Below are 13,754 nucleotides of genomic sequence, written 5' to 3'. Positions count from 1 at the left end.
GCTCTATATGCAGTTGATTCGGACAGGAAAACGCTGAAATTCTTTGCAACAAAATTGAAACGCGTTCACTCCTCAAGACAGCTACGGACCAACCGATAAATCGAGCATTAACGCTGCGATCCCGCGGCGCCACTAATGGCAGGCTTCGTATGTTGACCCGTAATATAAGCATATCCATCAGATCAGCCATTGGTTTCGGTATTATCGGCATTATTGTCCTTGCGCTCGGGTTATTCTCATTAAGCCAGATGAAGGACATGCGTAAAGGTTCCGCAGAAATTGACCAGAACTGGCTTCCAAGCATCGTAACGCTAGGCGATCTTAATACCGACATCATGCGCATACGCGCTCTGACTATGCGAGCCCTCCTCGTCAATGGAGAAAAATTGACCCAGACGCTGGAGGAGCTCAACTCCTTGACTGCCAACGTAGACAAATTAAACGCAGCGTATCTAAAAAATGTTACTACAATTGAAGAAAAGGAAGGCTATGACCAATTTTTGACCTTCCAACGACTGTACTTTATTGAGCAGAGAAATATTCTTTCTCTGATTAATCAGGGGCAACGTGAGCTGGCCATACAAGCAGTAGGTGGCCCGATGTCTGGTCACGCAGATGATATGACTCGGACGCTCGATAAACTCCAAGGGATCAATGCGGAAGAGGCTGGTAAAGCCGCAGCCCGCTCAGCCGAGACGTACGAAGCCTCCTTCAACTGGGTCATCATATTTATTGTCATAGCGGCTGTCGCCACGGTGGTCTTGGCTTTCGTATTTACGCGCAGCATTACGGGACCACTTAAGCAAGCGATCACTGTTGCGGAAACTGTGGCCTCAGGTGACTTATCTAAAGAATTCTCTGTCGTTGGCAGCGATGAGCCGGCACGTCTGTTAACTGCACTCAAGACCATGCAAGGCCGTCTGCGCATTACCATCCGCAGCATTTCGGACGCATCAAACCAGTTGGCCTCAGCGGCGAAGGAACTCAATTCAGTCACCGAAGTCTCGACTCGCGGATTACATCAGCAGAATTACGAAATCGAGCAAGCCGCTACCGCTGTGAATGAAATGACTGCCGCGGTAGACGAAGTAGCTCGTAATGCTGTATCTACATCCGAAGCGTCCGGCGCTTCTAACGCTACCGCTCAGCATGGTCGTCAGCAAGTTATGACTACCGTGGAGTCGATCAATCTTTTGGCTGGAGATGTTACAACTACGGCAACGCAAATCGAGCAGCTTGCGGGGCAAGTGATAAAAATCAGCTCTGTGCTTGATGTGATCCGTTCGATTGCTGACCAAACGAACCTACTTGCGCTGAACGCAGCAATTGAAGCTGCAAGGGCAGGCGATGCTGGGCGTGGATTCGCCGTCGTCGCTGATGAGGTTCGGGCACTGGCCCACCGCACTCAGAAATCAACCGAAGAAATCGAGCAGGTGATCAGTGGTGTGCATAAAGGTACTGACAAAGCGGTTCAAGCGATGCAATCGAGCAATGCGCGTTTAACCATTACACTTGAAGTTGCACGATCGGCTGGTGACGCGCTAGACGCAATTACCCATTCTATCAGTCAAATCAGTGAGCGAAACTTAATGATTGCAAGCGCTTCGGAAGAGCAAGCCCAGGTCGCTCGGGAGGTGGATCGCAATCTAGTGAATATTCGTGACCTCTCGTTACAAACCTCTGCCGGTGCTGATCAAACTAGCGCAGCCAGTCAAGAATTGTCATCGCTGGCCGTCCAGCTTAATGGACTAGTTACTCGATTCCGTATTTAGGCAAATTCCAGTGCGGTGCCGTAGCGCCAGCGTTTGCCTCGGGAGTTTGGATCTTCAGCAGGCAATAGCAAATGATCTCGTTAATATGCGGTTTTTTAGAGAAACCGTTTATGAGTATCGAGTCGCTCGCTGCTGCCAATCCAAACCCTTCACCCTGCGTAAATTCATCTCACCTTATTGGTGACCTGCAGGAAGAAACCTTGATTTTTGCATAGTGAACAAGGTTAAACATTGGTATTCTAAAAGTACGTTCGCTATCTATTAAGGGATGGAGGCGATAATAGAAGCCCCGGAGTCGCGAACCTTCGAGGCTTTGCATTCTCCGCCGTTCGGGACTGCTACGATTCAATGCTCACATAATCAACGAAAACCAGCCCGCGCACTAGGCTGCAATCAACGAGCTGTCCAATAGGATCGAGCTGCTAGGCCTCCTGCTGGGTCGCTGATCACGTCCGCGGCACCCCGGACGTGATCGACAAGAACGAGGAGTTCATGAAGATGTCTCTAGCAATCCTGATTCCCCCTGGACTGAATAGCGCGACTCGTCCCCTCCCCTCGCCAGACTTACCCCGCCTCTATAGCTGTATATCCAAACAGCATTAAGAAGTCGATCCCATCATGAATTTTGAACAGGCCAAGGCGCTGAGGATTCAGCAGTGGCGCGAAACGCTCGACAACCAAGACCTGGGATGCGGACCCGGAGGCGTACCGGTCCTGCCTGCTTGCGGCAAGTGCCAGATTGGCCGGAGAACGGCTGGTTGATCGCATTGAACAATTCGAGATGGACGAACTAGCAAACTCGGCTACTGGCTCGCCGTGGAAGAGCTGCAATGGACAACGGTCCTATATCACAGCGCGCCCCACTACTACATTGTAGCGCGAGACGACTCCCCCGATCTGGGCACGATTCGACAGCCAACGTTTTCGGAAAGAACCGAGGGCCGCCGCCTGCACCTTTACGATGGGAACGTCTTTCGCCTAGGCGGGACTGTGAAGCTGATTTACAGCTCTGCGACCACCACCGGCGTAATTGAAGAACTTTTGCTCACCCTGGAGGACGGTCATCAGTTCCGCCTAGTCGAGAGGAGAAGCGTGAAACGTTGGGACATCGGTACTTAGGGTGGCGAAGCGCAGGCCAAGTCATGTTCGCCGGCCGAGCTCGAAACCATTCTCGAGCACGAACGCCAGATCTTCTTGAAGGCTGACGATCTCGACTGCGTGTCCGCCGAGAGCCTGGCTCTACAGCAATGCCTCACAGTGGTGGATGAGTGGGAGAACGACACTAAGGAAATGCTGAAAAACGTCGCAATTTGCTAACGAGCCACCCTCAGCCTCACACACCGGGCTAGATTGACGCCGCCCTCAACCCCACCGCTGACTAGGAAAGCCAAGCAATTTAAACCGACAAGGCAACGTAACAGCAGGGAACGCTCATTCAGGGAAGCTGACTGTCGACCCACTGCTCTCCGACTCCGATTGCTTCGGTAAGGGCGTCGAGGTAGCTGGACCAGGGTCCTTTGAGTTCTCCTACGGTGCTTGCCAATCCTGGCACATCACAGTTCACCAAGATATGCGCAGCTGTCGGTGCCGCGTCGTTGGGGCGCTTCCAGTCGAATTTCAGGAACAACTGGTGGCCCCTGTAGGTGTGTGCGACGGGCAAATCCAGATTATGAGACATGGCCCTCTCCTTGAGCTACATCAAATACCGGCAATCTTCACCATTACATGCAATACCTCTATCGAGGCTAAAAGCCCCACCATCGCGACCGCTCCAAACACTCATCATTCGGCCGAGGTCAGCTTGACAGAGTCGGCTAGTCTGGAGCAAATTCTGTTGTTTTGTTTACGAACGCGTTCCAGCGGTCATGAGCATCATGCTGTCGTTCAGTAGCTGCATCCCACGCAGGTCCCGAAATGCATTTGGAAGAAACAAGCATCATTAGGCCAGTTGTGGCGGCCTCAAGCTCCAATAGCAGTTCGTGAGCCTCAATCCTAAAGTCGTCGATAGTTTTCATATTATTTGTCCCAGGCGGAGCCAACCGCCATCTAGAAACGATATCCCTTAAGTCTGATATCGGCCGAATACGCCGAAAATTCACCCGGTTTCTCGCCAGTACGAAAATCCCTCCCTTGCACGTCAGCCAGACACATCGTTTTGGCTCTCGGGGCGCGCTGGATATTCGTTAAAAAGCAGGAACCATTCCTAGTGCGGCTTTGACGTGTCACGGCCTCACCCACTCGCGCCCTTAGTTTATTTTCAGATTGATCATCCTGCGCAAATCAGCGCAGGCATGCTCATATTTCTGGTGAGCCGCTAGAACCTTCGCTATAAATTTGCCGACTATTTATTGGCGCCCCCAATGTAATGAAGTCAAGCTATCCATCTAAAGTCTTCCGCTATAGAGACCAGGACGGTCATGCCTATCGACAACAATCGAAAAGGAAGCTGACCTCTGCGCGCTGTTCATCCAGGTATTCAACGAGCTAGCCGGCTGGCCCTGCTACCCAGAGGCCAGGCTCGACGTGCTTGTTGTGCACGAAGATGGCCGGCAGATCGGCGTCGGGGCCAAGATGCAGTTGAACTGCCAAAGTAGCTGACCAGCCCCTTCCCAACCTTGGCAAGGACCACTACGGAAGAGCTGGGTCTGATCACCGACTGCTGATCATAAGCAATCACCGATGCCAGTGCTGGCATAGCGAGGATGCTGGTTCGCCTCGGTGTGAGAATAACACTGCCTAGGGGAAACTCAGTCTTCAACGGTGCCCTATTCACTGATGACCGCTTCTACAATCTCGTCGAGGCGAGCAGCAGGACCTCAATGCTCTTTGAGCAGTTGCCGCATGACTTGAGCCCGTCGGAGCGTTGCCAGGCTCCGATCCTAGTTACCCATTTATTGGTCGGCGCTCCCTCTCCGGTTCGCCTAACGCGTTGGAGTGGCGGCCCTTAAGTTCTCGCCCTCCTTTGTAGTCAGGGGGTTATCCACGGTTAAATACATCGCAAGCCACGGTATCGGCACGTCTACTTGAACGCAGGCGCCCGGCAGCGAGCGGCATGGCTCGCCTAAGGGCGTCGTTCGCGGCACCTTGATCGAGACGGAACACATGCCGGCTTTTGATACCGGTCTATACCGCCCGGCCAACTGTGTGCTCTAAGGGCGGAGGCCTGGTTTACAGCCAGGCCGTCGGTAACGCGCTGCTGCGCCACTGGTTCAGCCACTAAATTGCCCGCCGATGGGAGGCACGGTCGCCGTCATCCTCACTGGCGACTTATTCCTCTCGATCAACGATCGAATAATTGGCCAAACGCATCGCATGCCTAGCCACCACCTTGGGCTCGCACAGTTGAGCCAGCGGCTCGGATACGCTGGCGAGCGGAGAACTTCAGCGAGCCAGGGGGTTGTTCTTTCTATCGCTTGGTGCACGGGTAATACGACGTTGAACGTAGCCCCGACCCCGGCCTCGCTGCGCACTGAATGGTGCGGTTATGTTTTTTCACAATGCCGTCCGATGAGGACTATCCTAACCCAGAGCCTTGTCCGATAGGTTTGGTCGTAAAAAATGGGACGAGTAATTTTTCGAGCGCGTCGCGGGGAATGCCGCACCAGGTGTCCGAACTTCGATCTGTGTGGTTTCGCCATCAACGCCGGTGCACAGCGTAAGGTGCCTCGTTCAGGGCCGATCGCCAGATCCGCGTTGGTTTTGCGCGCAGCCTCAACACGATAACCGAATATTGCTGCTCAACACGGCAAGGTGCGCAGCAGCGCGTTGATAGAGAAACTCATTAGCTTCGAACGCTAGAGGATGCCAAATACAACGTCTTAATTACCGTGCCGCCGACGGACCCAGAGTAGTTAGTTTAGAACCTCTGCCCTTCGCAGAAAGTTTTCGATACAACCACCTGGTTTCGTCGTGTTAGGAACTTAACGAGCAGAGTGCCATGCGCGGTGAGCTGGACAATACCTGTATCAAAAAATCATCAGCGGTATGGCGAGCTTCTGGTGAGTTGATATTTTGGAGTCGCACCTTTCGACCGAGGCGATCGAAAGCCAAGACCACCGTTGGTCGGCCCGTCCGATTAGGCAGGCGCAGACATTCAAAAAATAACCGCTCCAGCCGATAGATTAACTGAGAGTTGACACAGATAACCCTGCCTGGAATCCTATGCTCGAAAACATCCCAACTTCCGCCGCTCCCGCTCTGAACCGTACCAGCGTGGCCCTTATTCGCGCCTCTCTACTTAAATTTGCGGGGCTGTTGGTCAGTGTCTTTCTACTCGCTGCCTGTCTGCTTTTCTATGTGGCGCATGACCTTGATACGGTTGAAGAACACGAAGGCATCTTCTACATCAACAAAGCCATAAAGTCGGTGGAGAAACACGTAACTACCACAGTGAAGGACTACGCTTCTTGGGGGGAGGCGTACAAACACCTTCATCAAATGGTGGATGTTGATTGGGCATTTGCTCAAGCGAACATAGGCTCCGGAGTGTACAAAAACTTTGGCTATCAAGGGGTTTTTGTCGTCGATGGCGCAGATCGCACCGTTTATTCGGTGATCAGGGGCGAACTTAAATCAGTCGACATCGCGCAATGGTTAGGACGACCAATCGATGCGCTCCTCAATGAAGCTCGCGCGGCAGCTGGTAAGGAAGCCGCAGTTTCCACTATCGTTAACTTTGGTGGTATACCTGCGGTAGTTGCAGCTTCGGCACTCACGCCCGGTAACGACCTTACCGTTGAAGCGGTTGATGGTCCAGTATCTGTACTGGTTTTCGTCGAGCCGCTTGATAGTGCAAGGCTTCAAACCATAGGAACAGACTACGGCATCAAAGCGTTACGTATAGTAACTCATGATAAGGTGTCTTCCACAACAGTGCAGTTAGGCGAACACGGATCCGCTGGCCATTTGCTCTGGGAATTAGAGAAACCTGGCAAAAAGTTGCTGGGTTTCATGTTGCCGTTGATAGGCGTGGCGGCTTCTGTAGTATGGCTGATGACTTGGGTCTTATTGCGACGCACAACCTTCGCAGCAAAGACGCTAGAAGATAATTATGCTTCGTTGCAGACCAGCCAAATTGCGCTTATCAAAAGCGAACAGCGTTTTCGCGATGTAGCGGAAGCCAGTTCGGATTGGATATGGGAGATTGACGCTCAAGGCCAATTGAGTTACCTGTCTGAACGATTCGAAGAAATCACAGGCCTCTCTAGAAATGCCTGGATTGGCGCTGACTTAGACAACTTATTACGTTTTGATTCAGGAAAGTTATCCCAATGGTTGAAAATGCCTAAGAGGCATCCCAACACCAGCGTGCAATGCAGCTATATTGATTCGCAAGGACAGGCACGGATTGCTCGGCTTCATGCGAGAGAGATGGTCGACGAGGGATTTCGCGGCACTGCGTGTGACATCACTGATGAGGTCGAAGCCCGAAGACGCATAGATTATCTTTCGCAGCACGATGCCTTGACTGGACTCCCTAACAGGACGCGTTTACAAGCGTTTCTTGATGGCAAACTCAGGGCTGTTTCCACCCGTGAAGCCCCATTGGTCATGTTGTGTCTTGATCTAGACCGTTTCAAGCCGGTAAATGATCTGCTCGGTCATGCTGCTGGCGATCATGTCCTTAACACAGTATCAAAACGATTAGGAGATTGCGTACGGACGGGAGACCTCGTCGCAAGGATTGGTGGCGATGAGTTTGTGCTGATAATCACTGACATGAGTTCCCAAGACGAAATAGACGCGCTGTGTCAGCGCCTTATCCATTCAATCGAAGAACCGATAGCCCTCGGCGCTCAGGAAGTCTTTGTCAGCGCCAGTATCGGTATTGCGATGGCGCCTAACGATGCGTGCGAAGCCGCCCAGCTGATGCGTTATGCTGATATAGCCCTGTACGAAGCCAAGGCCGGCGGTCGCCACACTTGGCGTTTTTATGCAGGCGACATGAACGCCAAAATCATCGAACGTCGCCGGTTGGAGAGCGATTTACGCTACGCCATCAAACATGGAGAATTACGGTTACACTTTCAGCCGCGCGTTCGCATTGTGGATGGCCGGCTGGTAGGGGCCGAAGCCCTGGTGCGCTGGCAACACCCCGTGCATGGATTGGTCTCCCCGGATACCTTTATACCCATCGCCGAAGAATCGGGGCTGATCGTATCGTTGAGTGACTGGGTGCTTACCGCTGCTTGCGAGAGCGCTAACCACTGGCCGAACAATATGTTCGTTTCAATTAATTTATCTTCAACTGAGTTCCGGCGTGGCAACTTAGTGGCACGAGTTCAAAAAGCCCTGTGCGAAACCGGATTTGATCCGACACGGTTAGAGCTGGAGCTGACCGAAAACATCATGTTGGTGGATGCTACGGGAGCCCTCGAGATCATGCGTGCCCTCAAAGGTCTTGGAGTACGCCTGGCGATGGATGATTTTGGCACCGGCTACTCATCACTGAGTTACCTTCGCTCGTTTCCCTTCGATGGTCTCAAAATCGACCGAAGCTTCGTCAACCGGTTGGGTGAAAACGAAAAAGATAAATCCGTTATACAAGCGATAGTAGGGTTGGGCCGGGCATTGTCGTTGACCGTCACCGCGGAAGGAATTGAAACGGCTGAGCAACTGGAACTGCTCAAAGCCGTACTTTGCGACGAAGGCCAGGGTTACTTTCTTAGCCGTCCCCTGGATAGCGAAGCATTCGACTTATGGGTTAGGGACAAGAAGATTGAACAGACAGGCCCACCGATTCCGTCTCACTAGCGTCCTGCGCAAGTACGATTACTTCTGAGAGTGCCTAATGCCGTCAGGCAATCAGGCAAAGCGCCGTAGCGTGTCTTAGCCCCCTATGGCGATGTGCGGCGCTGTTTCGCTGACAAGCGTACAGTTTCAGATTCTTTAAAGGGCACCTGGTGCCCTAGCTGTTGCGCCGCTGGTTTCATGACCGCCCCTGGGCTCGAAAAATAGTCCCCGCTGTCGTCAGTGGCTGGTTCTGTCTTAGGTTCGCTCGCGGCTTCATCAAGCCTGCCCTGGACGGCGAAAATCCGTAAGCGTTTGGCCAACTCTCCTCGAGTAGTTGGGGTATTGCGCAGACTCTCCCATCCAATTGCATGGAATTGACATAAGTGTCCATTCAACACACATGTTGCGTGGTTAAACGCGTGCCCACTTAACTGTTGACTCTGATAGGAATAGGCAATGCTCTAAGACAAACCGGCATAGGTGACCGAGTTTTCGATACATATCATGGCCTCGTCCCTACTTATTGGAAGTCGCCATGAACAGCAGAAAAACCATATTCATCACGGGGGTGAGCAGTGGCTTCGGCAACGCGCTGGCGCAAGAAGCTCTTGCAGCGGGCCACCGTGTCATAGGTACCGTGCGTAGTGAAGCCGCCTTGCGCGCCTTTCAGGCGCTCTCCGTGGATCATGCTCATGGGGTGATTCTGGATATCACTGACTTCGCCCGGATCGACAGCGTAGTAGCTGCTATTGAAGCAACCCACGGCCCAGTCGACGTGTTGGTCAACAACGCCGGCTACGGTCATGAGGGCATCTTTGAAGAGTCGCCGCTGGAGGAAATGCGTCGCCAATTCGACGTCAACGTGTTCGGCGCGGTAGCTGTGACCAAGGCTTTCGTGCCTTATTTTCGCAAGCGTCGCACTGGTCATATTCTTAATATCACTTCTATGGGCGGCACCATCACGATGCCGGGCATCGCGTACTACTGCGGGAGCAAGTTTGCTCTCGAAGGTATCTCCGATACGCTGAGCAAAGAACTGCTACCGTTCAACATCTTCGTGACCGCCGTGGCACCTGGCTCGTTTCGCACTGACTGGGCCGGTCGTTCGATGCAGCGCACCCCACGAAGCATTGCTGACTATGACGCCAGTTTCGACCCGGTACGTAAGGCCCGCGAAGAAAAGAGCGGCAAACAGCTTGGCGACCCGCGAAAAGCGGCGCAAGCGATGTTGCAGGTTATTGCCAGCACGACACCACCGGCACACTTATTATTGGGCAGTGACGCGCTGGGGCTGGTACGTGACAAGCTGAATCGCACGGCCAGGGAGATTGATCAATGGGAAGCGCTGACCCTTACCACCGACGGTTGAGCGACCAGCAGAGGGGGACATCAATGAATCGGGCCGACTCACGCACCTCGCGCATGGTGCATTTGATGGAAACCCTCGCGCCGGTCGAGGGCTACAACCTCAGCGCGCTAGAGGACATCCGCTTTTTGCGTTCGAATCGGCCACTGACTCGCACTCCGGTGCTGTATGACCCGGGTATCGTGATCCTGTGCCAAGGGCGCAAACGTGGCTATCTGGGCGATGACGTATACGTTTATGACGCCCAGCACTATCTAGTAGTGTCCGTCCCAGTTCCTTTCACCATGGAGACCGATGCCAGCGAGGCGCAGCCAATGCTGGCGGTCTACATGCGCCTCGACTTACAAATGGCCAGCGATTTGATACTGCAAATGGATGAAGCTCTCGGGCCAAGTGATGCCCAGCCCAAGGGCATGTATGCCTCGCCAATGGACGATTTGCTGCGCGCCTCGACGCTACGCTTTCTTGAGGCGATGAGCAGTCCGGGCGAAGCGAAAATACTTGGGCCGTCGCTGGTGCGGGAGATCTACTACCGCATCCTAACCGGCGAGCAAGGTGGCTCGATGCGCGCCGCGCTCAATCGCCAGGGTCACTTTGGTAAGGTCACTCGTGCGATCCGCAAGATCCATAGTTGCTACCAGGAGCGCCTGGATGTGGTGTCCCTTGCCCAAGAAGCGAGCATGAGCGTGCCCAATTTTCATCTGCACTTTCGCAGCGTGACGGACTCGTCGCCGATGCAATACCTGAAGTCGACGCGCTTGCACCAGGCGCGATTACTGATGCTACGCAACGCTATGACCGCTTCGACGGCGGCGTTCAATGTAGGCTACGAAAGCGCCTCGCAATTCAGCCGCGAATTCAAACGTTTCTTTGGGCGCACGCCCCAGGCAGAGATCGAATGGATGAAGGCGACCTACGCACTGCCTGCGCCGTCCACGCCATCTATGTACGTCTCGTCACATTAGCGATGAGCCGACCCGCTGCTCCGGCAACCCCAGTACCAGCGCTGTCCGCACCTCCCAACATACTTTGGGCGGTTGAACGGGCGCCCATTTATGCGGCAGCAACTCGGTAATCTCACTTGCCCGCTGCGTCGGCAGCCGCGTCAGCACATCGTTGAGATAAGCATACGGATCATGCCCGTTGAGCCGCGCCGACTGGATCAAGCTCATGATCGCCGCCGCCCGTTTGCCGCTACGCAGCGAACCTGCAAAGAGCCAGTTTTTGCGACCCAACGCCCACAGTCGGATTTGGTTCCCGCACCAATTATTGTCAATGGGTACGGCCCCGTTATCGAGATAGCGCGACAGCGCCGTCCAGCGTTTGAGGCTGTAATCCAGAGCTTTGCTGATCGCCGAGCCGTCATGCACGATCTGGCGCTGGGCGATCATCCAGGCATGCAGAGCATCCATCACCGGTACAGCTTTTTCTTGCCGTATTAGGCGGCGTAAATCCGGTTCAAGGTCGCGGACTTCGCTCTCGATTTCGTAAAGCAACTGGATGTAACGCAGGGCCTGTTCGGCGAGTTGGCTATTGTTGGTGGCGTGCAATTCGAAGAACTTGCGGCGCGAATGGGCCATGCAGCCGATCTCGGTGACGCCGAGTTCAAAGCTGGCTTTGTAGCCACCAAAATCATCGCAGACCAACTTACCTGTCTAGCCTTGCAGGAAGTTGCGAGCATGCTCACCAGCGCGGCTGGGGTTGAAGTCGTAGACGACAGCGGCTGTTTCGCAAAATTGGCTGGTGGCATAAGCCCAAACATTAGAACGGTGGGTTTTCTTCGAGCCAGGAGCAAGCATCTGCAAGGGTGTTTCATCCGCGTGCACGACCCGCTGCCCGATCACCACGCCACGCAAGGCATCGACCAGGGGGCTGCACGTGCACGCCCCTAACGCCCACCCATTGAGCCAAAGTCGAGCGTGGAATCGCCAAGCCGGCGCGACCAAAAATCGATTCCTGACGGTAAAGCGGAAGATGATCTGCAAACTTCGCGGGCATGACGTGGGCAAGTAATCCGGCAGTCGGGATGCCCTTGTCGACGACCTGCGCCGGTACGGGCGCTTGGGTGTTTCGCAGTCATTGCAGACCCACTTCCCACGAATATGGCATTCAACGGTAAACACGCCGGGCGTGTAGCCCAGCTTTTCGCTGACATCTTCACCGATGCGCTTGAGTGCGCAGCCGCATGGGCAGTGGGTGGTGTCCGGTTCGTGGAGGATCAACGTGTGTGGGAATTCTGACGGCAATGCCGTGCGCTTGGGCTTTTGCTTTTTCTCGGTCGCAGTCAGCACTGTTTGCAAGGCATGAAGCTCTGCTTCAATCGCCGCGATATCGGTATCGATCAGGTCATCCAGCAGGCTGGCCTGCTCAGGGTTCATCTGCTCGCTGCACTTGGCGAACTTCAAGCGCTTGAGTTGTGCGATCTCGTGGGTCAGCTTCTCAATCACCGTTTGATCGCGGTTGATCTTCTTGTCCAGTGTTTCGACCGTCTTGCCATGGTCTGAGCTGCGACAGCAATTGCGCAGCGAATGCACGCGATTGGTCGGGGGGCATTTGATCGGGATTAGGCGAGGAAGTGATGCCGGGGTTTTTACCAAAGCAGATCGCTTGCGGCAGCAGGCCGAGGCGCTGATTACAGTTTCTTATAGCAGTGTGATTGCACCGCCTGCTCCAACGCGTTGCCAAGGTAGACCGAGCACCAAGGCCTGAAGTTGCTCGTTATCCAACTCCATTTCGCAGCCTTGTCGAATACCCGGCCAATGAAACTTGCCTTGGTTCAATCGACGTGCAGCCCAGCCAAACGCCAATCCCGTCATGTACCAGCACTTTCATGCGAGTGGCGCGGCGATTGGCTAACAGATAAGCGCAGTGCGGCTTCGCCGCACCGAACACCCAATCACTTTGGCCAGCGCAGTTTCAGTGCCTGCACGCATGTCCATCGGGTCGGTGGCGAGCCAGATGGCGTCGATGCGAATCATTGCGTGAGCCCACGGACAAAGCGGGCGCATCCTTCAGGATCAGAAGTTGGCCATTTCACTGTGATCGATTGATCGCCAAACGGCAGAACGATTAACGCCGACGTTTCACTCTGCCGTTTTGGCGTAGATTGTACTGGAATAAACGCAGGTAGCACCGCTGGCGGCTGATCCCGGTATAGCGGCATCCACTTTCGAATGACGTTGGCGTTGATGCCATGACTGATGGCGACACTGGATATGGAAACACCGGGTTGCAGACATTCCTGAACAACCTGGCTTTGAACGATTTGGGATAAGAGCTTCGTTGGCGCATGGAATTCCTGACGTTAAGGGCGATAGTGTCCGCTTAAAAATACGCGGACACCATCGTCCTTAATGCTGGAGTTCGGAAGGTGTGTTCACGGCCCCTTACCAATTGGCTGACGCGCAAAGAGCCAATGACCTTCATGCCAGGCGACCAGCACCAGATCTGCCCCTTGGGTGACTTCGGCTGCTTGTTCCATCACAAGCCTGTGAGGATTTTCGTATTCGTCCGGCCAAGTCATCTACCCAGCCCCGCAAAGCCAGGACATGGTGTGCACTTAATTTAAGTGGGCACCAGTTTTAGCCATTAAGCGGGTATTTCATGCAGCCAACACGCCGTTCCTATTCAAAATCCTTCAAGGCCAAGGTCATTCAAGAGTATGTCCAACCCGGCGCTTCGATTGCCAGCGTCGCACTCAGCCATAGCCTCAACGCAAACCTCGTCCACAAATGGATTCGAGTGCAGCGCAGAAAAGCACTGCGCTGCAACCTGCATTTATTCCGTTACCCATGCCGCTGGCCGGAGCAAATTCGCAAGCGACATCGTCGAATATCTGCGTTGAGATCCAGCACCCGCGCGGCACCATCAAAGTGAACTGGCCA

The 13,754-nt window shown here is 54.0% G+C and carries 8 protein-coding genes and 1 pseudogene; 5 read left to right on the top strand and 4 right to left on the bottom strand.

Annotated elements, in window-relative coordinates:
• Positions 1 to 149 precede the first annotated feature (149 nt).
• The gene (locus tag J3Q04_RS10845) at positions 150 to 1,772 is read left to right on the top strand and encodes a methyl-accepting chemotaxis protein (protein ID WP_434606263.1); all 1,623 of its coding nucleotides are present in this window, start codon (positions 150 to 152) and stop codon (positions 1,770 to 1,772) included.
• Between the two features lie 1,435 nt (positions 1,773 to 3,207).
• Here J3Q04_RS10845 and J3Q04_RS10840 read toward each other — a convergent pair.
• Positions 3,208 to 3,450, bottom strand: a complete 243-nt coding sequence (locus tag J3Q04_RS10840) for a hypothetical protein (RefSeq protein ID WP_434606265.1) — start codon at positions 3,448 to 3,450, stop codon at positions 3,208 to 3,210.
• Between the two features lie 2,483 nt (positions 3,451 to 5,933).
• Between J3Q04_RS10840 and J3Q04_RS10835 the strand changes: the two genes are divergently transcribed.
• From J3Q04_RS10835 to J3Q04_RS10825, 3 genes are all read left to right on the top strand, one after another.
• Complete coding sequence (locus J3Q04_RS10835) at positions 5,934 to 8,525, top strand: bifunctional diguanylate cyclase/phosphodiesterase (protein ID WP_434606267.1); 2,592 nt, start codon at positions 5,934 to 5,936, stop codon at positions 8,523 to 8,525.
• 514 nt (positions 8,526 to 9,039) lie between these two features.
• A complete protein-coding gene (locus J3Q04_RS10830; RefSeq protein WP_434606270.1) occupies positions 9,040 to 9,873 on the top strand; it encodes an oxidoreductase in 834 nt (277 codons plus the stop codon).
• Positions 9,874 to 9,896: 23 nt separating this feature from the next.
• Positions 9,897 to 10,835: an AraC family transcriptional regulator N-terminal domain-containing protein gene (locus tag J3Q04_RS10825; protein ID WP_434606272.1), complete on the top strand. Its 939-nt coding sequence runs from the start codon at positions 9,897 to 9,899 to the stop codon at positions 10,833 to 10,835.
• Positions 10,836 to 10,910: 75 nt separating this feature from the next.
• On the opposite strand, the pseudogene tnpC reads toward J3Q04_RS10825, so the two are convergent.
• From tnpC to J3Q04_RS10810, 3 genes and pseudogenes are all read right to left on the bottom strand, one after another.
• Positions 10,911 to 12,450 (bottom strand): annotated as a pseudogene (gene tnpC / locus J3Q04_RS10820) (IS66 family transposase); the annotation flags it as partial.
• 62 nt (positions 12,451 to 12,512) lie between these two features.
• Entirely contained in the window at positions 12,513 to 12,686 is a 174-nt protein-coding gene (tnpB, locus tag J3Q04_RS10815; protein ID WP_434606274.1) for an IS66 family insertion sequence element accessory protein TnpB, read from the bottom strand.
• 158 nt (positions 12,687 to 12,844) lie between these two features.
• On the bottom strand, positions 12,845 to 13,087 hold the full coding sequence (locus tag J3Q04_RS10810) for a hypothetical protein (protein ID WP_434635638.1): 243 nt from the start codon (positions 13,085 to 13,087) through the stop codon (positions 12,845 to 12,847).
• A gap of 386 nt (positions 13,088 to 13,473) precedes the next feature.
• On the opposite strand from J3Q04_RS10810, the gene J3Q04_RS10805 reads away from it, so the two are divergent.
• A complete protein-coding gene (locus J3Q04_RS10805; RefSeq protein ID WP_434606276.1) occupies positions 13,474 to 13,746 on the top strand; it encodes a transposase in 273 nt (90 codons plus the stop codon).
• Positions 13,747 to 13,754: the final 8 nt, after the last annotated feature.

It is taken from the genome of Pseudomonas sp. D4-21 (assembly GCF_051132125.1).
In the GTDB taxonomy this organism is placed as follows: domain Bacteria; phylum Pseudomonadota; class Gammaproteobacteria; order Pseudomonadales; family Pseudomonadaceae; genus Aquipseudomonas.
This window is presented reverse-complemented; position numbering and strand designations above follow the sequence as displayed.

Coding starts and splice junctions, on each gene's coding strand:
- J3Q04_RS10840 (WP_434606265.1), bottom strand. CDS start 3,450: ATGTCTCATAATCTGGATTTGCCCGTCGCACACACCTACAGGGGCCAC.
- J3Q04_RS10845 (WP_434606263.1), top strand. CDS start 150: ATGTTGACCCGTAATATAAGCATATCCATCAGATCAGCCATTGGTTTC.
- J3Q04_RS10830 (WP_434606270.1), top strand. CDS start 9,040: ATGAACAGCAGAAAAACCATATTCATCACGGGGGTGAGCAGTGGCTTC.
- tnpB (WP_434606274.1), bottom strand. CDS start 12,686: ATGACGGGATTGGCGTTTGGCTGGGCTGCACGTCGATTGAACCAAGGC.
- J3Q04_RS10835 (WP_434606267.1), top strand. CDS start 5,934: ATGCTCGAAAACATCCCAACTTCCGCCGCTCCCGCTCTGAACCGTACC.
- J3Q04_RS10805 (WP_434606276.1), top strand. CDS start 13,474: ATGCAGCCAACACGCCGTTCCTATTCAAAATCCTTCAAGGCCAAGGTC.
- J3Q04_RS10825 (WP_434606272.1), top strand. CDS start 9,897: ATGAATCGGGCCGACTCACGCACCTCGCGCATGGTGCATTTGATGGAA.